Source organism: Paenibacillus chungangensis (assembly GCF_042675905.1).
GTDB classification, from domain to species: domain Bacteria; phylum Bacillota; class Bacilli; order Paenibacillales; family Paenibacillaceae; genus Pristimantibacillus; species Pristimantibacillus chungangensis.
Genome location: NZ_JBHTJZ010000005.1, coordinates 419,093 through 440,308, shown reverse-complemented (window position 1 = coordinate 440,308; position 21,216 = coordinate 419,093). Strand labels below are relative to the sequence as shown.

22 protein-coding genes are annotated in these 21,216 nt (G+C 50.9%); 2 read left to right on the top strand and 20 right to left on the bottom strand.

Annotated elements, in window-relative coordinates; all coding sequences use genetic code 11:
• Positions 1–975 (top strand): Na/Pi cotransporter family protein, encoded by a 975-nt coding sequence (locus ACFQ2I_RS04410; protein WP_377562433.1) that lies wholly within the window; start codon positions 1–3, stop codon positions 973–975.
• Here the strand turns inward: ACFQ2I_RS04410 and ACFQ2I_RS04405 are convergent.
• From ACFQ2I_RS04405 to gpr, 17 genes are all read right to left on the bottom strand, one after another.
• Positions 972–1,403 carry an NUDIX hydrolase gene (locus ACFQ2I_RS04405; protein ID WP_377562431.1) on the bottom strand — a complete coding sequence of 144 codons (432 nt, stop codon included), beginning with the start codon at positions 1,401–1,403 and terminating at the stop codon, positions 972–974. The genes ACFQ2I_RS04410 and ACFQ2I_RS04405 overlap by 4 nt on opposite strands.
• A 136-nt stretch (positions 1,404–1,539) precedes the next feature.
• Complete coding sequence (gene mtaB, locus ACFQ2I_RS04400) at positions 1,540–2,931, bottom strand: tRNA (N(6)-L-threonylcarbamoyladenosine(37)-C(2))-methylthiotransferase MtaB (RefSeq protein ID WP_377562429.1); 1,392 nt, start codon at positions 2,929–2,931, stop codon at positions 1,540–1,542.
• Positions 2,932–2,936: 5 nt separating this feature from the next.
• Positions 2,937–3,716, bottom strand: coding sequence for an RsmE family RNA methyltransferase (locus ACFQ2I_RS04395; RefSeq protein ID WP_377562427.1), 780 nt, complete (start codon positions 3,714–3,716; stop codon positions 2,937–2,939).
• Between the two features lie 50 nt (positions 3,717–3,766).
• Positions 3,767–4,474 (bottom strand): site-2 protease family protein, encoded by a 708-nt coding sequence (locus ACFQ2I_RS04390; protein ID WP_377562968.1) that lies wholly within the window; start codon positions 4,472–4,474, stop codon positions 3,767–3,769.
• 17 nt (positions 4,475–4,491) lie between these two features.
• On the bottom strand, positions 4,492–5,469 hold the full coding sequence (gene prmA / locus ACFQ2I_RS04385; RefSeq protein WP_377562425.1) for a 50S ribosomal protein L11 methyltransferase: 978 nt from the start codon (positions 5,467–5,469) through the stop codon (positions 4,492–4,494).
• Between the two features lie 142 nt (positions 5,470–5,611).
• The gene (locus ACFQ2I_RS04380; RefSeq protein WP_377562423.1) at positions 5,612–5,815 is read right to left on the bottom strand and encodes a hypothetical protein; all 204 of its coding nucleotides are present in this window, start codon (positions 5,813–5,815) and stop codon (positions 5,612–5,614) included.
• Entirely contained in the window at positions 5,816–5,998 is a 183-nt protein-coding gene (locus ACFQ2I_RS04375; RefSeq protein WP_377562421.1) for a YfhD family protein, read from the bottom strand.
• A 129-nt stretch (positions 5,999–6,127) separates the two neighbouring features.
• A complete protein-coding gene (gene dnaJ, locus ACFQ2I_RS04370; protein WP_377562419.1) occupies positions 6,128–7,255 on the bottom strand; it encodes a molecular chaperone DnaJ in 1,128 nt (375 codons plus the stop codon).
• A 110-nt stretch (positions 7,256–7,365) separates the two neighbouring features.
• A complete protein-coding gene (gene dnaK, locus ACFQ2I_RS04365) occupies positions 7,366–9,210 on the bottom strand; it encodes a molecular chaperone DnaK (RefSeq protein WP_377562418.1) in 1,845 nt (614 codons plus the stop codon).
• A 58-nt stretch (positions 9,211–9,268) separates the two neighbouring features.
• Complete coding sequence (gene grpE / locus ACFQ2I_RS04360; RefSeq protein WP_377562417.1) at positions 9,269–9,841, bottom strand: nucleotide exchange factor GrpE; 573 nt, start codon at positions 9,839–9,841, stop codon at positions 9,269–9,271.
• 22 nt (positions 9,842–9,863) lie between these two features.
• Positions 9,864–10,889, bottom strand: a complete 1,026-nt coding sequence (gene hrcA, locus ACFQ2I_RS04355; RefSeq protein WP_377562416.1) for a heat-inducible transcriptional repressor HrcA — start codon at positions 10,887–10,889, stop codon at positions 9,864–9,866.
• Between the two features lie 143 nt (positions 10,890–11,032).
• Positions 11,033–11,500, bottom strand: coding sequence for an N-acetyltransferase (locus tag ACFQ2I_RS04350; protein WP_377562415.1), 468 nt, complete (start codon positions 11,498–11,500; stop codon positions 11,033–11,035).
• A gap of 88 nt (positions 11,501–11,588) precedes the next feature.
• Entirely contained in the window at positions 11,589–12,752 is a 1,164-nt protein-coding gene (hemW, locus tag ACFQ2I_RS04345; RefSeq protein ID WP_377562414.1) for a radical SAM family heme chaperone HemW, read from the bottom strand.
• Between the two features lie 101 nt (positions 12,753–12,853).
• Positions 12,854–14,671, bottom strand: coding sequence for a translation elongation factor 4 (gene lepA, locus ACFQ2I_RS04340; RefSeq protein WP_377562413.1), 1,818 nt, complete (start codon positions 14,669–14,671; stop codon positions 12,854–12,856).
• A 77-nt stretch (positions 14,672–14,748) separates the two neighbouring features.
• Complete coding sequence (locus tag ACFQ2I_RS04335) at positions 14,749–15,144, bottom strand: hypothetical protein (protein ID WP_377562411.1); 396 nt, start codon at positions 15,142–15,144, stop codon at positions 14,749–14,751.
• On the bottom strand, positions 15,134–16,396 hold the full coding sequence (gene spoIIP / locus ACFQ2I_RS04330) for a stage II sporulation protein P (protein ID WP_377562410.1): 1,263 nt from the start codon (positions 16,394–16,396) through the stop codon (positions 15,134–15,136). Before spoIIP ends, ACFQ2I_RS04335 begins: the two co-directional genes overlap by 11 nt.
• A 170-nt stretch (positions 16,397–16,566) precedes the next feature.
• A complete protein-coding gene (gene gpr / locus ACFQ2I_RS04325) occupies positions 16,567–17,577 on the bottom strand; it encodes a GPR endopeptidase (protein ID WP_377562409.1) in 1,011 nt (336 codons plus the stop codon).
• 267 nt (positions 17,578–17,844) lie between these two features.
• On the opposite strand from gpr, the gene rpsT reads away from it, so the two are divergent.
• Positions 17,845–18,117 carry a 30S ribosomal protein S20 gene (gene rpsT / locus ACFQ2I_RS04320; RefSeq protein ID WP_377562408.1) on the top strand — a complete coding sequence of 91 codons (273 nt, stop codon included), beginning with the start codon at positions 17,845–17,847 and terminating at the stop codon, positions 18,115–18,117.
• Positions 18,118–18,186: 69 nt separating this feature from the next.
• On the opposite strand, the gene holA is transcribed toward rpsT, so the two are convergent.
• The 3 genes from holA to ACFQ2I_RS04305 all read right to left on the bottom strand — a co-directional run bounded on the left by holA (position 18,187) and on the right by ACFQ2I_RS04305 (position 21,190).
• Positions 18,187–19,233 carry a DNA polymerase III subunit delta gene (gene holA / locus ACFQ2I_RS04315; RefSeq protein WP_377562406.1) on the bottom strand — a complete coding sequence of 349 codons (1,047 nt, stop codon included), beginning with the start codon at positions 19,231–19,233 and terminating at the stop codon, positions 18,187–18,189.
• Positions 19,234–19,496: 263 nt separating this feature from the next.
• Positions 19,497–20,645 carry an anti-sigma factor family protein gene (locus ACFQ2I_RS04310; protein ID WP_377562405.1) on the bottom strand — a complete coding sequence of 383 codons (1,149 nt, stop codon included), beginning with the start codon at positions 20,643–20,645 and terminating at the stop codon, positions 19,497–19,499.
• Positions 20,642–21,190 carry an RNA polymerase sigma factor gene (locus ACFQ2I_RS04305; protein ID WP_377562404.1) on the bottom strand — a complete coding sequence of 183 codons (549 nt, stop codon included), beginning with the start codon at positions 21,188–21,190 and terminating at the stop codon, positions 20,642–20,644. Before ACFQ2I_RS04305 ends, ACFQ2I_RS04310 begins: the two co-directional genes overlap by 4 nt.
• Positions 21,191–21,216 lie beyond the last annotated feature (26 nt).

Here is a 21,216-nt window from a genome sequence, read left to right as displayed (position 1 = left end):
ATGATTCATGCCATTATCATTCCAATCATATTGGGTTTTGCCATCTTCCTATGCGGCATGAAGCTGATGGAGCTTGCGCTGCACCGCCTAACCGGTCCCCGCTTACTGGATGCACTTCACAGCTCGACCGCCACTCCGCTGCACGGACTTGCGATGGGAACCGTCTCAACTGCGATTTTACAGAGCAGCACAGCCGTCACCGTCATTACGATTGGTCTTGTGAATGCGCGCCTGCTATCGTTCCCACGTACGCTCGGCATCGTGCTTGGAACGAATATCGGCACCTGCCTTACGACCGAACTGATCGGCATGAATATACACGCTCTTGCCGTCCCGCTGCTGATCGGCTCTTTCGGAACATGGCTCTTGACGGCATTATTCAAGGAGATGCGCTGCCTGCCGAGAATAGGCGAATTGGCTTGGCTAGAGCCGATGCGATCAGCCGCCGTTGCTGTATGCGGCTTCGGCATGCTGCTGGCGGGTCTATCTATCATGCAATCGATTGGCCCCGCCTTCGAACAAAGCGCTCTGTACGACTGGTTCATGACACGTTCATCGAACAGTCTGCTCTGGGGAGTAGCAGCCGGCGCCGTCATTACGGCTGCCGTACATAGCAGCTCGGCGGTAATCGGACTTGTCATGGGCTTCGCTACAATTGGCGCGATGCCGTTAGATATTGGCATATCGATTATTCTCGGCGCCAATATCGGCACCTGCGTTACGGCGATGCTGGCCGCCATCGGCGGCAGCAGGGGCGGTAAGCTCGTCGCACTGACTCACTTCGCCTTGAACGCTGGCGGCGCGGTTCTATTCCTACCGCTTGCCGGAGAGCTCGCTTCAGCGGCAGAGTGGCTGTCCCATTCTCCCGCATCTGCTATCGCGCACGCCCAGACGATTTACAATGTCGCCTGTTCCCTTCTGGCGCTGCCCGTCTGCTATCTTCCATTCTGGCGGAAGTTGCAGAAGACTGTCTAATCTACCGCTATGTCGAGCAGCTTTAACGCTCCGGACAATATGCGATCGTTGTTCTCATAGCCGGACTGCTTCTGCCTGCGCCACGCGTCAATGGGGTCGAACCAGTCGACGCCTCTGATTTCATCCACTTGAGCCTGATGCTTGCCGCCGACCGCCTTTACTAAATAGTAATGAACTTCTTTGTTGACCATTCCCCATCCGGAATGATCATATTGATATTTAATTTGATCGATAGGAGCAACGATTTCACCTTGTAGCCCGGTCTCTTCCGCAATTTCACGCAGCGCGGTCTCCTCCACCGTCTCCCCCGGCTCCATCTTCCCTTTCGGCAGCGATACTTTGCCGTAGCGATCCTGTATAAGCTGGATTTGCAGTTGTCCTTGCTCGTTGTAGCGAAATACCACACCGCCGGCCGAGATTTCCTTCATGCTCCTTCCCCCTTGCAGTCTTTACCTTATATTGCCCATTGTGAATATTCGCTTACAAGCAGAAACGGCTATCGCCATCCGATGGTGGCAATAGCTCGTTCCTCGCGCTATTCTTATCTCCGTACCAGTCCAAACGCTAAGCTTCCAGCGCTTCGCGGCGCATCGGAGCGTGATCTTCCCCAATTACAGCGTCCTTCACCGGAATTCCGGAATCAAGCACACGGAGCAGCTTGCCGCGGCATTCGTTCACACCGGCTTCCGTCACCTTCACGCGGCATAACTGGCCGATCATATCCGGAGAACCTTCGAATACGATGTTCAAGTAATTGTCGGAGTAGCCCATCATAAGGCCCGTACCTTCCGCCCCCTTATATTCGCGTTCAGGGATAACATCCAGCACTTCATCCACATAACGCTCAGCATATTGGAGCTGCATCCGTTCCGACAGATCGATAAGCTGATGTACACGCTCGTTTTTCAATTCTTCGTCGATCTGATCATCCATTCTCGCCGCCGGCGTTCCCGTACGCTTGGAATACGGGAATACATGCATCTCCGCAAATCCAAGCTCCTCCATAAACTTGTAGCCTTCCTCGAACATCTCTTCAGTCTCGCCGGGAAAACCGACGATGACGTCCGTCGTAATCGCTACGCCAGGCATCGCAGCCTGTAGAAGCTTGATCTTGGCGGCAAATTGCTCAGTTGTATATTTGCGTCGCATCCGCTTCAGCACAGAATTGTCGCCGGCTTGCAGCGGGATGTGCAGATGGCGGCACATCTTGCTGGATCGGTTGAGCACTTCGATCATCGCCTCGTCGATTTGACTCGCTTCGATGGAACTGATGCGAATGCGCTCCAGCCCTTCCACCTTGTCCAGATCCCACAGCAAGCTGGTTAGATTATAGTTTTCCATATCGTCACCATAGCCGCCGGTATGAATCCCGGTTAGAACGATTTCCTTATAACCCGACGCGACGAGCTCCTTCGCCTGCTGGATGACACTCTTGGGATCGCGGCTGCGTGACAGCCCTCTTGACCATGGAATAATACAGAACGTGCAGAAGTTGTTACAGCCTTCTTGGATTTTCAGGAATGCGCGTGTCCGTTCGGAGAAGTCTGGCACATCCAATTCCTCGAAGCTACGCGTCTTCATAATGTTGCGCACCGCATTGACCGGCTGGCGGTCGCGTTGAATTTGCCTGACGAAATCCATGATCTTATCCCGATCCTGAGTTCCGATGACAAGATCGACGCCTTCGATCGCCATAATCTCTGCCGGAGACGTCTGGGCATAACAGCCCGTCACGGCGATTATAGCATCCGGATTGCGGCGCACAGCCCGACGAATAATTTGACGGCTCTTCTTGTCTCCCGTATTGGTTACCGTGCATGTATTGATCAGATAGACATCGGCGGTCGTTTCGAAGTCAACCTGCTCGTATCCTTCATTTTTGAACAGCTGCCAGATGGCCTCAGTATCGTAAAAGTTAACCTTGCATCCCAGTGTATAAAATGCGACCGTTGGCATAGCAGTCACGCTCCTCCCATTTCTCCAGATTCGTACATTAAACAAGTCAATCCGACAATGCCCGCTGTCTCTGCGCGCAATATTCGGCTGCCAAGTCCTACCAGCCTGGCGCCGGCTTGCTCCGCTTCAGCTGCTTCCTTCTTCGTAAAGCCGCCTTCGGGACCTGCTATAAGTAGAATGGACGGCTTGTCCGCTTGCCGCACGCCGGCCGTTAACCAATGTTGCAGCGCTGAGCGCAAGCCGAGTCCTCCATCCTCTCTTCCTTCCTCCTCATAACAAAACAAAGCCAGATCGAAGCTGCCGATCAACTGGAGCAGCTCCTTCCAGCTTCGCACCCCTTCAATGACGGGTATGCGGTCGCGATGACATTGCTCGGCGGCTTCCTTCGCGATCTTGCCCCATCGCTCCAGCCGCTTCGCTTCCTTGCGAGCATCGTACTGCACGATCATCCGCTCCGATTGGAACGGGGCGAAAGCGCAAGCTCCGATCTCCGTTCCCTTCTGTATGATCAGCTCCATCTTGTCGCCCTTAGGCAAACTTTGCGCAATCGTAACCGACCAAGCCGGCTCGCTGCTTCTGTCCAGCAACTCCTCCAGCTCGACTTGCACGGAATCTGCGCCTATCTCTCGTATGACGGCTATGCCGGATTTCGACTGGCCATCGCTTACGTATATTTTATCGTCAGGCTTCATTCTCATCACTTTAACGATATGTCGGGCGTCGTCGCCCGTTATGATGAACGTGCCCTCCTGAACCTGCTGCGGTGTTACAAAATATCTCTGCACCGAAAGTCAACCACCCTTACGTGTCAATTCCATTGTTCATCATAGCATGGTTAAGCTTCTAAATCTATGGCTATCTCCGGCCAATTCATCGGTCCGAATATACCGTTGAAGGTATCGACTAGACTCCAGAATATATCCCCGCTCAATCCCAAAATCGGCGTTAACGTCAATTGGCGGAGCGGCGGTATAAACACCATTAGCAAAAAGATGATCATACCCCAATGAATGTGCTGCTCCATCTTGTAACGAATACGAAGCGGAAGCAGATCCGATACGATTCGATAACCGTCAAGGGGAGGCAGTGGTATGAGATTAAAAATAAACAGCAACAAGTTAATAGAAATCAAGTAATAAAAGAAATGAATAAGAGCCAAATACACGCCTTGCGCGCCTGCATGGAGCAAGCCTGTCGCATCCAACAAATAGAGAATAAACATTCCGACCACGGCGATCACAAGATTGCTCAATGGGCCGACCGCCGAGACGATTACACCCATCAATTTCCGGTTTTTGAAGCGGGATGGATTGACGGGAACCGGCTTGGCCCAGCCAAATCCGGCAATTAGCAGCAACGCGGTTCCCAGTACATCCAGATGCACAACTGGATTCAGCGTTACTCGCCCTTCCTTATAAGCCGTATCATCACCGAATTTATACGCGCTATAGGCATGCGCGAATTCATGAATAGTAAACGCGATAATTAAAACCAGCGCAATAAAAGGCAAATCCTCCAACGGGTACCATAAAAACCTTTCCAACGCTTCCATACGATCACCTACGGCTTTCTCGCGACGAATGCAAGCCAATCTTCATCGCGTTGTTTCTCCACGATATGGAAGCCTGCTTTCTTAAGGCCCTCCTCCACATCTTGTTCCTTATTCTTATAGATGCCGGAAGCAATATATGTCCCTCCCGACTTCAACGCTTCATACACATCTTCCACGAACAGCAGAATAATCTCGGCCAAAATATTCGCCACAACCAGATCGACTGGCGTCTGTATGTTCGTAACGGAAGCCGTTCCCTCCCGATCTCCTTCACGCAATACACCCAGCAGATCGCTAAGCCTTACTTCGACTTGATCCGACAATCCGTTCAAGCTCACGTTCTCGGTCGCACTGGATACGGCAACGGGATCAAGATCCAGCGCAAGCACTTTGCCAGCGCCTAGCTTGCATGCACCAATGGCTAATATACCGGATCCCGTTCCTACGTCGATTACGACTTCTCCGCCCTTAACGACGGATTCCAATGCACGAAGACAAAGGGAAGTCGTTGGATGTGTGCCTGTACCGAATGCCATCCCGGGATCAAGCTCGATAATACGCTCATGATCAGCCGCTTCATATGCCTCCCAAGTCGGTTTAATCGTAAGCGTATCCGTAATTTTTACCGGTTTGAAATATTGCTTCCACGCATTCGCCCAATCCTCATCGTCGACAAGCAGGCTCTCATAGGAAACGTCTCCTGTGTCGATGTCGAATTCTCGCAGTTGCTCCACCCGAGGCTTTAACTGACACAGCAGAGCTTCCATATCTGTCCCTTCTGCGAAATACCCTTTCATAACCGCATGTCCTTCCGGAATATCGTTAAGCGGGAGCTCGTACCATTGCCCAAGAGACGTATCTCTTGGCTTGTTAAGCGTCCCGGATTCTTCGATCGCAACACCGCCGGCACCAAGCTCATGCAAGAAATTCGAAATCATCTCCACTGCTTCTTCTGTCGTCCCGATTGTAAGTTCATGCCATTTCATCTTTCGTGCCCCCCATAATCATTGAAACCCACCCTCTATTGTACACTAGAGACACCTCAAATTACAAAATAAGGAGCACGCTCATTATAGCGAGCATGCTCCTTACCTGAATGCACTTCATTTATACCGACACCGAACTTGTTTATTCCATGGATTCAATATTTCCACCAATCTGTTGAATCAAATACCTGGCCCGATCGGCAACTGAATCGTCCACGGTCGCTGTTAACATACCGCCTTGCTGAAGCTCGCCCACTTCTAGCGCCCTTAATGCTTGCAGCTTTCTGGCTGCTTCATGCGCTGTGGAATCATTGACGAACGCTGCTTTGATTTGAATGCCGCTCACCTATTGCTCCCCCTGCGCTCTCCGGTCTGCCGCATTCGCTCGCTGTTGAGCGATGCGATCCGCATTATCTGCCGCCTCTTCAGAAAACTCTACATCTTCATTTTTTGCAATCGGCAGTTGCGCGAAGTTAATATTCTCCATGTCGTTCGCATTCGTCTTCCTATTGTTTTTGTTGCCTTCCATATTGACTACCCGCTTTCTTTGGTATATTCCCTATAACCGTTCTTGCTTAAATTAACTTACTGCTTCAATCGTATTGTGCACAAACGCCCTACTAGCCATTCACATAACAAAAAAAGAAAGCGCTCCGGGTTATTCACCGCGGAACGCTTTCTTCATACGATCAAATATTGATTCATGATGTTCATCTTGCTGGCTGGTCGATTCGCCGGACAAGCCGCCGAACTGGCGAAGCAACTCCTTCTGGTCGTCTGATAGCTTCGTTGGCGTTACAACCGTCACTTTCACATGCTGGTCTCCCGTACCGTAACCGCGAAGCTTCGGAACACCTTTACCTTTCAATCTGAAGTAAGTGCCTGTCTGCGTGCCCGCAGGAATCTTCAGCTTCACCTTTTCCGTCAAGGTCGGGATTTCGATCTCGTCGCCAAGCGCCGCCTGGACGAACGATAACGGAACCTCACAATAGATATCGTCACCTTCACGTTCGAAGAAATCATGTGATTTCACACGCAGTACGATATAAAGGTCACCCGCAGGCCCGCCGCGCAATCCGCCCTCGCCTTCGCCGGACATTCTAATTTGCGCGCCATCGTCCACGCCGGCTGGGATGTTGACTTTGATTCTACGCTGCTTCTTCACCTTACCAGCGCCATGACATGTTCCGCACTTGTCGGTAATGACACGTCCGCTGCCTCCGCATGCAGAACATGTTCTGCGATTGACCATTCTGCCGAACGGTGTATTCTGAACGACCTCTTGCTGCCCGGAGCCGTTACAAGTCCCGCACGTTTTCGGTTTCGTACCCGCCTTCGCACCGGAGCCGTGACAAGTGTCGCAAGATTCCGTACGCGGTATCGTAATTTCCGTCTCTTTGCCGAACACAGCTTCCTTGAACTCGATTGTCATCGTATATTGCAAGTCGTTGCCCCGCTGCGGGGCATTGGGATCGCGACGTCCGCCTCCCCCACCGAAGAACATGTCGAAGATATCGCCGAATCCGCCGAAATCAGCTCCGTCAGCACCGCCCATCCCTTGATTGGGATCTACATGACCGAACCGGTCATATGTCGATCGCTTGCTATCATCGCTGAGCACATCGTAGGCTTCCTTAACTTCCTTGAACTTCTCTTCGGCATCTGCAGCCTTGTTCACATCGGGATGATATTGCCGTGCCAGTTTTCGGTAAGCTTTCTTGATGTCATCGTCGGAAGCTTCCTTACCAACACCCAATACTTCATAATAATCGCGTTTGTTCGCCATCTAGTCTGTCTCACCTCACCATAAGCTATAATTGCATATTCCTATTGACATGAAAGGAGGTCAAAGCCAGGAAACGCCTGTCTTTGACCTCTCGCCGGTAACAGCATCTATTACTTGTCGTCAACGACCTCGTAGTCAGCGTCTACGACGTTATCTTTTCCTTTTTTTCCATCGGAGCTCTCTTGAGCGCCCGCACTTGCTCCGGAAGCCTCCGCATCAGCTGCCGCACTTTCATACAGCTTCACGGACAATTGCTGAACGATTTCCGTCAGCTCTTCGGTAGCCGTTTTGATTTGCTCCAGATCGTCGGTCGCAATGGCAGCTGTCACTTTTTCTTTCGCTGCGTTTGCTTTCTCGATTTCAGATGCGTCCACTTTGTCGCCCAGGTCCTTTAACGTTTTTTCCGTTGTGTAGACCAGTTGGTCGGCGGAATTTTTAGCTTCAACCAAATCTCGACGCTTGCTGTCTTCATCAGCGTGCAGCTCGGCATCTTTCATCATTTTTTCGATTTCTTCATCGCTCAGGCCGCTGGAAGAAGTAATCGTAATCTTCTGGCTCTTGCCTGTGCCTTTGTCCAGAGCGGATACATTGACAATACCGTTGGCATCGATGTCGAATGTAACTTCGATCTGCGGTACGCCACGCGGCGCTGGCGGAATGTCACTCAGCGTGAATCGGCCAAGTGTCTTGTTACCCGCAGCCATGGAGCGTTCCCCTTGAAGAACGTGAATTTCAACACCTGGCTGGTTGTCTGCGTAGGTAGAGAAGACTTGCGACTTGCTTGTCGGAATCGTCGTATTGCGATCGATCATCTTCGTGAATACGCCGCCCGCTGTCTCAATGCCGAGCGATAGAGGTGTTACGTCCAGTAAGACGACATCCTTCACGTCACCCGTCAAGACTCCCGCTTGTACGGCAGCGCCAAGCGCTACAACCTCGTCCGGATTCACGCCTTTATGCGGATCCTTGCCAGTCAGCTTCTTGACAGCTTCCTGAACGGCAGGAATACGGGTAGAGCCGCCGACTAGGACGATCTTGTCGATATCGCTGGCAGCCAATCCCGCGTCGCTAAGCGCTTGTCTTGTCGGTCCAAGCGTACGCTCCACCAGTTCCGCCGACAACTCTTCGAACTTCGCCCGCGTCAAGTTCATCTCCAAGTGCTGTGGCACTCCATCAGCCATCGTAATGAACGGCAGGGAGATCGAAGTCGATACGACGCCAGACAGCTCTTTCTTCGCTTTTTCAGCTGCATCCTTCAGACGCTGTACCGCCGCCTTGTCTTTGGACAGGTCGATACCTTGCTCTTTTTTGAACTCGGCAACCATATGGTCAATTACAACTTGGTCGAAGTCGTCGCCGCCCAGCATATTGTCGCCGCTAGTCGCTTTTACTTCGAAGAATCCGTCGCCCAACTCAAGGATGGATACGTCGAAAGTGCCGCCGCCAAGGTCATACACGAGAATCGTTTGGTCCTCCGCCTTCTCCATACCGTAAGCAAGAGCGGCTGCTGTCGGTTCGTTCACAATTCGCAGCACTTCAAGGCCTGCAATTTTGCCGGCATCCTTCGTCGCCTGGCGTTGGCTGTCGTTGAAGTAAGCCGGAACGGTAATTACTGCCTGAGTAACGGGTTGGCCCAGATAAGCCTCGGCATCCGATTTCAGCTTCTGCAGAATCATTGCCGAGATTTCCTGCGGCGTATACTCTTTATCGTCGATTTTTTCTTTATGATTCGTACCCATGTGACGCTTAATGGAGATAATGGTGCGGTCCGGGTTGGTAATCGCTTGACGTTTGGCCGTCTCGCCGACGACGCGCTCGCCGTCCTTTTTGAAGCCAACTACGGATGGCGTCGTACGGTTGCCCTCCGGGTTAGGCACTACTACTGCCTCTCCGCCTTCCATTACCGCGACGCAAGAGTTTGTCGTTCCTAAGTCAATGCCAATCACTTTACTCATTGCTCGTGCTCCTCCTTCAATCATACAATTTGATGTCAGTGTATATACAATAGCGAGATTAACCGCTAACTTTTACCATTGCAGGGCGCAGAACTTTATCCTTCAGCATATAGCCCTTCTGCACTTCCTCGACAACGATTCCTTCCTCGTACTCATCGGACTCCACCTGCATAATCGCTTGATGGAATTCAGGATTGAAAGGCTCGCCTACCGCATTCATTCCTTTCAATCCTTCCTGCTCCAACGTTTGCATCAGTTGGCGGAAAATCATGTCAATACCTTTCGCCAATGATTCGTAATCGCCGTTCTCGGAAGTGGCGGCCATCGCCCGATCGAAATTATCAACCGTCGGCAACAGCTCGGTGATCAGCTTCATGGAAGCGTATTTGCCCAGCTCTTCCTTCTCACGCATCGTTCGACGCCGGAAGTTGTCGAAGTCCGCCTGTGCTCTTAAGTATTTTTGATGATTGTCCTCGACTTGCTTCTGAAGCTCAACGTAACGAACATCCGCTTCATCCACTTGCTCATCTTCCTGTTGAACAGCTTCCCCGGACATTTCCTCGGCTTCAGTAACTTTCACTTCCTCTGCAGCCGCCTCCGTGCCTTCTTGATGTTGCTCCTTCGTACTCACCTTATCACCTCCTTAACATGACTTATTTATACCATCTGCTCATCAACAATCCCATATCTTTCGACAGATAGTTCAACACGCTGATGACCTTCCCATATTCCATTCGCGTCGGTCCCAGTATGCCCAATGTGCCTAGCACTTGTCCATCAATGGCATAAGTTGCCGTAATCAGACTACAGTCGTTAATCGCCTTATGATCATTCTCTGTACCAATACGCACTTGTATGCCTTCGGGCAATGTGGAGAACAGCTTCATAATCGTCGGAGTCTCATCCAGCAAGTCGAGAATGGTCTTCACCTTATCGACATCCTTGAATTCGGGCTGAGTCAACATGTTCGTAGCCCCGCTCAAGTAGACGCGATGCTCGTCGCCTTTCTTCATCGCATTGTCCAGCACGTATAACAGTTCTTCGAAGTGATCCACATGTCGCTCCAGCTCGTATGCAACCTCGCTGTGCAATTTGGACTTCAGACGTATTAGCGGAACACCGACAAGCTTGGCGTTCAATATGTTAACAACCTTCTCCATGTCATCCATATTCACGCCATCAGGAATGGTGATAGATCTGTTCTCCACATGGCCTGTATTGGTGACCATAATGATGACAGCGGATCTGGCATCCAGTGGTACGAGGCTGAAATGACGCAGCGTATTGCTGAACAGCTCCGGCCCAAGCAAGATCGATGTGTAATTCGTCAAATTGGACAAGACCAACGCAGTATGCTGAATAACTTGCTCCATCTGACTGAGCTTGTCGGTGACATGAGAACGCATCAGCTTTAATTCCTGATCGTTCAATTCATTGATTCTTAATAAATGGTCTACATAATAGCGATATCCTTTTGTCGAGGGTACGCGCCCAGCAGACGTATGAGGCTGCTCCAGATACCCCAGCTCCTCCAGGTCGGCCATTTCATTACGTATGGTAGCGGGACTGTATGCGACATCTCCCCGTTTGGAGATACTTCGTGATCCAACCGGCTCAGCAGAACGTATATAGTCATCTACAATTGCGCTCAGAATCATTCGTTGTCGATCAGTTAGCATCGTGATCCCCTCCATACATGATGTAGTGCGTACCGACAATGTTAGCACTCATCTCTCAAGAGTGCTAATCGCTATTACAAAAATACCAAACCGACTTGATCATTGTCAAGTCGGTTTGGTATTTTTCAGCCAACAATATCATCTTATATGTTCTTCAATACGGCGATTTCGTCGCATGCATGTCGCTTGGGACAATGGACGCAATCCGTCCACACTTTTTCGGGAAAGATTTCCTTGTTCACGACCTGAAAGCCGTTCCTTTCGAAAAACGGGACCGCATAGGTCAGAGCCATAATTTTTGCAATTTTCTGCTCCTGCGCTTCCTTGATCAAAGAATCGACAAGCATGCTCCCGATACCGAGTGACTTATAGCTCTCCAAAATGCCAAGCGATCTAATTTCCACAAGTTCTTCACCGAGCCGCGTTAACGAACCGCAACCGACGATCTTTCCTTCCAGCTCCGCCACATAAAATGTATCGATGCTTCTGTGCAAAGCTTCGCGGGAGCGAGGCAGCATAACCCCCTGTTCAGCGTAGCTTTGAATTAATTGAAATAGGTTTTCCACATCGTCCGCCGTCGCCTTCCGGCATACGACTTGCACCGTTTGCATAGCTGCCTCACCTCCGCGCAAGCATTCATATTAAGTAATATGAATAAATATACACTAACACGAATGTTTTCTCAAGATGATTTTGCGGTCATGCCTGCAAAAAGGCTCCAAAAACTTCATTGCCCAGCAAGACGCCTCGCTTCGTCAGACGATACCCGGTATCAGCGCCTTCCGCAAATTGCTCCAGCAGACCGTCTACGATCAGCTTCTCCAGCACAGGACCAAACCGTTCCTTCAGATCGGCGGCAGGGAATTGCTTCTTGAAGGAAGAGCTTCTCACACCTTCCAGCAGACGAAGCCCCACCATCATGAAATCCTCCATCGCTTCCGCTTCGCTTACCTCATGGCGCTCCAGCAGCGGCAATCCCACAGCAGCCTTATCTATATAGGGCTGAATTCCTTTCACATTCACATGCCTCCAGCCACGAGCATAACCGTGCGCCCCCGCTCCCAGCCCGTAATAAGGCTCATTGCGCCAGTACGTACAATTATGCCTGCTCTCGTAGCCTTCCTTTGCGAAATTGCTGATCTCGTAATGACGGAATCCGCCGTCCTTCAACTTCTCCATCAACAACATGAACATATTGTACTCCTCTTCTTCGGGAGGAAGAGGAAGCTCATTGCGCTCATAGAGCTTGTGGAACAGCGTATTCTCCTCTACCTTCAAGCTGTAGAGTGAATAATGCGGCAGTTCCAAGGCCATCGCGCGCTCTACGCTGTCCGACAGCTGCCCCAACGTCTGCCCCGGTAAGCCGAACATCAGATCGATGGATAAATTACGGAAGCCGACCGCTCTCGCATTCTCTATGCTTCGATAGACGTCATCAACATTATGAATGCGGCCGATTCTCTCCAGCAAGCCATTATCGAACGATTGAACACCGAAGCTGATCCGGTTGACGCCTCCTTCGCGCATGGCCGCCAGCTTCTCCTTGTCCGTCGTTCCGGGATTAGCCTCCATTGAGAATTCAGCGCCATCTGTTAGCGGGAAGTAGTCCCGAACAGATTGAAGAAATCTTGCCATCTGCGGAGGCGTCAGCACGGTTGGCGTGCCTCCGCCGACGAATACGGTATCTATGCCTTCAGGGGGAAGCTGGTCCACAGTATGCTTCATTTCCTCCTCAAGCGCATCCAGGTATTGATCGACCGGCTGTCCCCGCAATACGTAAGACGTAAAATCGCAATAATGACATTTGTTCGTGCAGAAAGGGATGTGAATGTACAACGCTCGCGGCGCTATTAGATGAATCATTGCCAACCTCCAAAACCGGCAGAAACTGCCCCATAATACAAACGCATGTTCTTGTAAATTCCGAAAAAGAGAGAGCAGAATGCTCTCTCTTACTAACATTTCTAATCTTCGTCGATTTTGAGCACAGCCATGAAAGCTTCTTGCGGAACTTCTACGCTTCCGACCTGCTTCATCCGCTTCTTGCCTTCCTTCTGCTTCTCCAACAGCTTGCGCTTGCGGCTGATGTCGCCGCCATAGCACTTGGCAAGAACATTCTTGCGCATTGCCTTCACGGTCTCACGCGCGATAACCTTCGTGCCGATAGAGGCCTGAACCGGCACCTCGAACATCTGACGCGGAATAAGGCTGCGAAGCTTCTCGCATATGGCGCGTCCGCGATGGTATGCGCGGTCACGGTGAACGATGACGGACAAGGCGTCAACCTGCTCGCCGTTCAGCATGATGTCCATCTTCACCAGATTGGACTTGCGATAACCAGTAAGTTCATAATCGAACGAAGCGTAGCCCTTCGTATTGGATTTCAATTGGTCGAAGAAGTCGTATACGATCTCCGACAGCGGAATCTGATAGATAATCGTAACCCGATTCGCATCAAGATACTCCATGTTGATGAATTCGCCGCGCTTGTTCTGGCACAGCTCCATAATGGCGCCCACATAATCGTTCGGTACAATGATACTCGCCTTCACGTAGGGCTCTTCGACGGCTTCCAGCTTGCCCGCTTCCGGATAATTCGACGGATTGTCGATCTGAATCGTCTCGCCGCTCGTCAAGGTTACCTTGTAGATGACGCTTGGCGCTGTCGTAATGAGCGGAATATTGAATTCGCGCTCGATACGCTCTTGAATAATCTCCATATGAAGCAGACCCAGGAAGCCGCAGCGGAAGCCGAAGCCGAGCGCCGTTGAAGATTCAGGCTCATACGTGAGCGAAGCGTCGTTAAGCTCCAGCTTCTCCAGCGCATCCCGCAGATCGTTATAGTCCTGCGAATCGATAGGATAGAGGCCGCAGAACACCATCGGATTGATGCGTCGATAGCCCGGCAGAGGCTCAGGCGCTTGACGCTTCGCGTCCGTGATGGTATCGCCTACTCGCGTATCCTTCACGTTCTTGATGCCCGCGATGACGAATCCGACATCGCCCACTGCAAGCTCGTCCACGATCGTCATTCTAGGCTTGAACGCTCCCACTTCGATCACCTCGAACTCTGCGCCTGTGGCCATGAATCGAATCTTCTTCCCTGCGGAGATGCTTCCATCTACTACACGGACATAGACAATTACACCCTTATACGCATCGTAATGCGAGTCGAATATAAGCGCTTTGAGCGGTTGATCCGGATCGCCGATAGGCGCCGGCACCTTCTGGACAACTTGCTCCAGAATTTCCTTAATGCCGATACCCGCCTTGGCGGAAGCCAACACAGCCTCGCTGGCGTCCAGTCCGATCACATCTTCAATCTCGCCCTTCACTCGTTCAGGCTCAGCGCTTGGCAAGTCGATCTTATTGATGACGGGCAGTATCTCCAGATTATTATCCAGTGCCAAGTATACATTAGCCAGCGTTTGTGCCTCGATGCCTTGCGCCGAGTCGACGACAAGCAGCGCGCCTTCACACGCAGCCAAGCTGCGAGACACTTCATACGTAAAATCGACGTGCCCCGGCGTATCAATGAGGTTAAGCAAGTATTCCTCACCGTCATCCGCCCTATAGGAAAGTCGAACAGCTTGCAACTTAATCGTAATGCCGCGTTCTCTTTCCAAGTCCATCTTATCCAGTACTTGAGCTTGCATTTCACGGGATGTAAGAGCGCCCGTATACTCCAATATCCGGTCAGCCAATGTTGACTTCCCGTGATCAATATGCGCAATGATGGAAAAATTCCTTATTTTCTTTTGCCGGTCACGAACATCTGTCATGCCTATCCCCCACACATTCCATGAAATTCAATCATTCTTCCTATTATAACAATAAGGAAGGAGGACAGCAATGCACGTCAGTCAAATAATCCGTTGAATAACGATGCAATGAAGCGAATACCGGAGCTTGAAGCATTCTCCAGCAGTTCGGAGGTGGAATCCGCAAGTCTGTTGACGACCGGCTCGTCCGACTCATAAGGCAGTCCTGGCCACCGGGAATTCGCATCTACTGGCATACGACCACCCCTCTTTAAGTATTCGAGATCTCTCTCCAGTTCCTCAATCCGATCCTCAAGTTTGCGTTCATCGGAAGTGGATGTTACCTCTTCCTTATATTGAATGTACGTTCTATCCTCCTCTGCAAGCGGACCATGGATCCGCTCAATACCCGTCGTCGACAGCTCAATGCCGTAAATGATTAGGAATGCGAGCGCTACCCCGAAGCCAATCCATTTCCACCGATTACGCCTCATCGCCGCCACCCTCTCCTCCAGTTACTTTTGCATCCTCCCAGTATATGTCTGCTATGACCTTTGCTAACGCATCCGCCGTCCGGTAAGATTCCTCCAAAGTATTGTCCACGCCGCCAATCTCAATCAACACACTTTCTGACGCAAGCGACTGGTTGTATTCGCCATTGCCCGTCGCCGCCGTTTTCCCCCAGATGCCACGTGATATGCCAGGATATGCAGCCTCCAGCGCCTCGTGTATTTTGGATGCAAAGGCTTCATTTTTCTCCCAATCAGGGTTTTTATGGCCAATGACGAAGTAGACCTGCGCATAGCTTATTCCATCGATTTCGGCCGTAGTGTACTTCCTCTTCTGCGAGTCGCGGTGGAGGTCGAACAGAAACAGCAGGTCATCGTTGCTCGCCAACGCTTCCTTCACCGTCTTTTTGGAGTACTTATAACTCAGCTCCCACCGGTAATCGGCTATCGACGTAGGATAATCCACGTCTGACACCATCGCGCCGATCCCCTTCTCCTCCAGCTTGTCCGCCAGACGCTTGCCGACAAGTGTTATATTCTTCGTTCTGGAGCTGGGATCCTTGGCTTCACCATCAAGCTCCGGGTACCAAGATTCCCGATTATGCGAATGATAGATAAAAGCAATCTTCTTGCCCCCCGTCGTCGGCTTTTCGGACGGATTCCGGACGGCATTGTCCTCTTCCGCATCTTCACTGAATGCAGGCTGCTCGTCGCCTCCATCCTCTCCAAAAACCAGTTCCGTCCCATTCTCTTCTTCTAGCCCCTCAAGCGGATCATATGCGAACGGCGCGTGATCTTTCGGACCAATCGCCGTATCTGTCCCGCTCCCCTTACGAATGAGGAAAGCGTCGTTGCCCTTCATGCCCGGCAGTTCGCCTGCAAGCATGCTTCGCGGTTCGGCAGGATTCAAGTCCGTCAAGGAGCGCATCAGGAATATGCCGACTTCCTTGCCCGAGAATGCTTCTGAGGGCAAGGCGCTTTGAAAAGCAGGCACCTCCATCTCCAGCATGTCCCCGAATAGACCGCTTGATACGGATGCTGCCAAGCCTTTCATAGAATGCACGGAAGATTGGGATGACTTCTCATAGATGATGCCCGCTACGCCAATCAATATAAAAAACAGCATAGAGCAAAGGGAAAGCACGACAAATGCCCTCCCCGTTATAAGCACTTCCTTCAGCTTTCTACCGCCATTCCACTCCAGGCTCTTCATTAGCACCGTACTTTGCTTCAACATGATGAAAAACGCTCCTTTCCGAAACCTCATAATCTAGTTACTATTAATCTATGAGGAACAAAGAGCTGGTAGAACTATATAGACAATAGAAGAATAGAAAAAAGGGCGTCCTTCGGTCGTCATGTAACAACGACCTTCGGGACTGCCCCTTCTCCAAGGGAGTTATTCACTTAATGTGTATATGCCGCCACATTGTCTGTATCGACAGCTTCATGCAAAGCGGCGTTCAGGCCGCTGGCAATAATGTTGGCGATATCTTCGATGAACTGATCCACTTCCTTCGGCGTAACGAGCAGATCGTGCCCCATGGGATTCAGCACTTCTTTTACAAGCATCAGACGTTCATTGTCACCCATTTTGTTCATTAAGCCGAATATTTTGTCTGTATCACCTCTCTGCTGCTCCAGATGCTCCGTCATCATTTGAAAGGCGTTGTTCACAATTGTGGAAGCATAGACAACCGTCGGCACGCCGATCGCGATAACCGGGACACCCAATATGTCGGTCGTCAGCCCCTTGCGCTTATTGCCGATGCCGGAACCGGGATGGATCCCGGTATCGGCAATCTGGATCGTCGTATTCACCCGCTCCAGCGCCTTGGAGGCAAGCGCGTCGATCGCAATGACAAGATCAGGCTTCGACTGCTCTACAATGCCGTGGACGATCTCGCTGGACTCAATGCCGGTAATGCCCAATACACCCGGCGCAACGGCACTGACAGAACGATAGCCCGGCGCAACCTGATCCGGCATCAACTCGAAGAAATGTCTGGTTACCATTACATTCTCGACAACGAGCGGGCCCAGCGCATCCGGCGTGACGTTCCAGTTGCCCAAACCGACGATCAACACCCGCGATTGTTTGTTGATCGACAGCCGTTCCAAGAAGGCTTCGAACTCCTTCGCCAAATGTGTGGCCACCCGATCCTGCAAGCCGGTATCTCCGCTCCGCAGTCCGGGTACCTCCAACGTGACGTATTGTCCGATAATTTTGCCAATCGCCTGGGATCCCTGTTCATTCTGTACATGAAGGCGGGTAATAGAGATACCGTTGTCCTCCGTCACATCCGACAGCACACCCGGTATGGGTCCGCCGCCGGCCCCTTCGGCCATCTCCTTCGCTTCAAGCGCAAGATCGGTCCTGACATCATAATGCTTCAAGTCCAGCTCATTATTATTCATAGCGTTAACTCCCCTTCGCATTGGATCATACGCTTATTGTTTACAGAGCTGCCTGTTTCATGCGAAGTAGGTTGAACAACTATCTTTTATACGTTTGTTGGATGTCTAAGGGATGAGCTATCCTCTTGCTTTTTAGTCCAGTGCATGATAATATATTTTAAGTTGTGTTGACTAGATTTTTCGCATGCGAGGAATCTATACTTACAGTGAAGCGAATGCTTAAGAGATACGTTTTACTTGCACAGTATTCTGTAGGAGGTGAATTCCATGCCAAACATCAAATCCGCTATTAAACGCGTGAAAACGAGCGAGAAGCGTCGCGCTCTGAATGCATCCCAAAGATCTGCGCTTCGTTCGGCCGTAAAATCTGCTGACCAAGCCGTCGTTGGCGCTGACGCAGAAGCAGCAAAAGCTGCTTTGATCGTAGCGACTAAGAAGCTGGACAAAGCAGTAACAAAAGGCCTGATCCATAAAAATGCGGCTGCCCGCAAAAAATCGCGCCTTGCGAAAAAAGTAAACGCTCTGTCTGCTCAAGCTTAATATGACAGCAGCAAGAAGCCCCCTGCTGCCACAGTATTGTGGCGGTACAGGGGGCTTTTCGGCTGCCGGCTATATGCCGAACGTCATCTCTTTCTCCGTTCCCAACGACAACAAAAACAGCTCCATACCTAGCGATTTGTCAATTCGCCCCGTCTTCATCGCATAATCTAGATCCGCAATAGAACTGAGCAGTTTACTCAGACGGTTGACATTATACTTTCGGGCCTTCTCCGCTGCAAGCTTGACCGCATAGGGATGGAGCCCCAGTTGACCTGCCATCTGCTGTGGCGAATACTGCCCTTCAAGCTCCTTAATACCTAGCATAATTCGGAGTTGTCTTGCGATCAATGCCGCAATTTTGATCGGCTCCTCGCGCCTGATAAGTAAATTGCGATATAGCGGAAGCGCACGCTGGATGGACATGTCCGCGATTGCATCGACGAGTGCGAATACGTCCTCCTCTACGGTGGACGAGGTAAGGTCTCTCACCAGTTCCTCCGTAATGGCGCCGCCAATTCCCGCATGCAGACAGAGCTTATCCACTTCTTGTGCGAGCTGCTGCATATGATGCCCAATTCGGGACAGCAGCAACTCTGCCGCATCGGACACCATCTTCCTTTCCTGCTGTGCAGCCCGCTTCACCATCCACTGTACGAGCTGAGGACCGTCCAGCTCGGGAAAAGCGACGATGCTTCCCCTTTCCTTCAACGCCTTTACGAGCTTGCGACGTTCGTCAAGCTTATCCGCATACACAGCAAATACGATAACCGACGTTTCCATCGGATTCTCCATATAGTGTAAAACGGTCTCAGGACGATGCTCTACCGACTTTGCCTGATCCTTGCCCCCAGCCGCCATGATCGACGTATCCCTCACTAGAATCAGCTTTTTTGCAGCGAAGAAAGGAATTGTCTCGGCCTCCAGTACAATCTCCTCAACCGGCGTCTCTGACGTATCGTAGCGCGCTATGCCCATCTCCTTCTCGTTGGCAGTGAACATCGCATCTGACAGCATCTCGATAAATTGCTCCATTCGGTAGCGATCCTTGCCGAAAAGCACGTATACCGATCTGAACTTTCCATTCTTCCATTCTTTGAGAGCGTCCTTAATCTCCATCCGGCTCCCCCTTCACTGTTCCCCATACAGAATCAAAGTGTATCAGATTGGTCTCAAAGGTGCAACGAAGAACGCATGACACCAAGGGATGAACCCCCCTCTTTTGAAAGAGGCTCCATCCCTTGGTGTTCTATATAAACATTCGCAGTACAGATCCATGGCTCTGCCTGACGAATGGTCCTACGACGTAAGGAATACGTCGCAGACTGTACTTTCGCTATATCATACGCAATAGGCTTAGTTAATGTGCATCCAAGGGCTGCTTAATGCGGTGCTTTCTGCTCTTCTCGGGTAGAAATCGTGATGACATACTTCTCGATCGCTCCCTGATCCAGAGTCACTTCATACGTAAGCATTCTGCTATCCTCCGACCACACCAGCTTGCCATGGCGACCGTTCTTGCGGGATGTCTCTATGACGATCTCACCGCTCTCAAGCGATATGATCTCCAATTTGTGCTGGTTGATTCGAGCTGTGTACTGGCCGTCCGGTGAAGGAATACCATCCATCGGGATCTGGGCAATTGTATTGGAATCACCGAGGTTCCCTCCGGCAATCCCCATCTCTACTCCTCCGGAATCCGCAACTGACGCTTCTTCCCGTTCGTCGGAGGAGGATTCCATGGACTTGTCGCTGCTGTCATTTTTGGAAGATTCGGGTAGTACAGGAGCGCCATATTGATCAGCTATTTGCATGGATGTTCTGTTTTGCTCGTCCGCTTGGCCGGTTACGTTCACATCGGCTTCTGCGCGATTAAGTCTGTGCTCCAATGCTCCTGTGTCAGAATCTTCAGCGCCATTCCCCTTGTTCATCTGGAACAACTCTCCGGCGGCCAAGGACTGCGATTCCTTCACTTTCATATTTTCGGTAGAAGCGTCACCGTCAGGATCCATCCCTGCACCGGACGTCTCATAGGCATATTGCTTGGCATCGCTCTGCGCTATACGATTGTCCGCGGAGAAGCCACTGTTCATATTCGCTGCGTCATTCCGGCCGCCCGGTGCATAGGTGACGATGAATAAGCCGACAACGACGCTTGCAGCGACCACTCCAGCCATCGATCGCAGGAACGTCCAGCGGACAGATGTAGAAGCAGGCTTCATCATCTGCTTGGAGCTGCGTCGTCCATCGCTAATCTGTTCGCCCTGAGCAGATTCCGATATCGCCGAACCGCCGGCTCCATTCTGCTCCTCTATACGCTTCAATTCAGGAAGTATGGCATCAACAAGGCTATAGCTTGGAGTCACCTTCGGCAAGCTTGTCAATTCGGAAGAAAGTATCCGAAGCCGTTCGTACATGGCCTTGCAGTCCGGACAATGATGCATATGTGTCATCAATCGTTCATTCTCGGTGTCGTTCAAATCATCATCTAATTGCCTCTGCATGAGCTCCATCACCTCTTGGCAATTCATCCCCGGACACCACCTTTCTGATATTCATGGAGTAGTGCTTGCAACTGCTGCCTGGCTCTGAACAGATAGGATTTCACCGTATTCAAGGGCAAATCAAGCGAATCTGCAATTTCATTGTAGGAGAAATCCTGTAAATATCGAAGCACGACAACCGTGCGGTGGTGCTCCGGCAGTTGGTCGATGGCATGTCGAATGTCCTGATACGTATAAGAAGCCATCACTTGATCTTCTACATCCTGCTTCTCCCGAAATACCAGCTCATGCTCATCGATGGATACTGTCGGTTTTGTTCTTCGAAACTTGTCTATACATATATTTGTGACGATACGCTGGACCCATGTTTTGAACTGCGCCTTTTCTTCATAGGAGTTGATTTTCGTATAAATTCTTATTAGGGCTTCCTGCGCGGCGTCCATCGCATCCTGTTCATTGTTCAATATATAATAGGCTGTCCGATATACATGAGTTTCAATCTCTCGCAACAGAGTAATTAGTGCTTCCCGATCTCCCGATTGAGCGGCTTGTATCGTGCCAGGCTCTACCACGAAGGATCCTCCTCTCTTGCAACCAT

Bases quoted from the DNA above. Each gene is read 5' to 3' on its own strand.
- ACFQ2I_RS04410 (WP_377562433.1), top strand. From the start codon at position 1: ATGATTCATGCCATTATCATTCCAATCATATTGGGTTTTGCCATCTTC.
- ACFQ2I_RS04405 (WP_377562431.1), bottom strand. From the start codon at position 1,403: ATGAAGGAAATCTCGGCCGGCGGTGTGGTATTTCGCTACAACGAGCAA.
- mtaB (WP_377562429.1), bottom strand. From the start codon at position 2,931: ATGCCAACGGTCGCATTTTATACACTGGGATGCAAGGTTAACTTTTAC.
- prmA (WP_377562425.1), bottom strand. From the start codon at position 5,469: ATGAAATGGCATGAACTTACAATCGGGACGACAGAAGAAGCAGTGGAG.
- ACFQ2I_RS04375 (WP_377562421.1), bottom strand. From the start codon at position 5,998: ATGGAAGGCAACAAAAACAATAGGAAGACGAATGCGAACGACATGGAG.
- dnaJ (WP_377562419.1), bottom strand. From the start codon at position 7,255: ATGGCGAACAAACGCGATTATTATGAAGTATTGGGTGTTGGTAAGGAA.
- dnaK (WP_377562418.1), bottom strand. From the start codon at position 9,210: ATGAGTAAAGTGATTGGCATTGACTTAGGAACGACAAACTCTTGCGTC.
- hrcA (WP_377562416.1), bottom strand. From the start codon at position 10,889: ATGCTAACTGATCGACAACGAATGATTCTGAGCGCAATTGTAGATGAC.
- ACFQ2I_RS04350 (WP_377562415.1), bottom strand. From the start codon at position 11,500: ATGCAAACGGTGCAAGTCGTATGCCGGAAGGCGACGGCGGACGATGTG.
- hemW (WP_377562414.1), bottom strand. From the start codon at position 12,752: ATGATTCATCTAATAGCGCCGCGAGCGTTGTACATTCACATCCCTTTC.
- lepA (WP_377562413.1), bottom strand. From the start codon at position 14,671: ATGACAGATGTTCGTGACCGGCAAAAGAAAATAAGGAATTTTTCCATC.
- ACFQ2I_RS04335 (WP_377562411.1), bottom strand. From the start codon at position 15,144: ATGAGGCGTAATCGGTGGAAATGGATTGGCTTCGGGGTAGCGCTCGCA.
- spoIIP (WP_377562410.1), bottom strand. From the start codon at position 16,396: ATGTTGAAGCAAAGTACGGTGCTAATGAAGAGCCTGGAGTGGAATGGC.
- gpr (WP_377562409.1), bottom strand. From the start codon at position 17,577: ATGAATAATAATGAGCTGGACTTGAAGCATTATGATGTCAGGACCGAT.
- rpsT (WP_377562408.1), top strand. From the start codon at position 17,845: ATGCCAAACATCAAATCCGCTATTAAACGCGTGAAAACGAGCGAGAAG.
- holA (WP_377562406.1), bottom strand. From the start codon at position 19,233: ATGGAGATTAAGGACGCTCTCAAAGAATGGAAGAATGGAAAGTTCAGA.
- ACFQ2I_RS04310 (WP_377562405.1), bottom strand. From the start codon at position 20,645: ATGAATTGCCAAGAGGTGATGGAGCTCATGCAGAGGCAATTAGATGAT.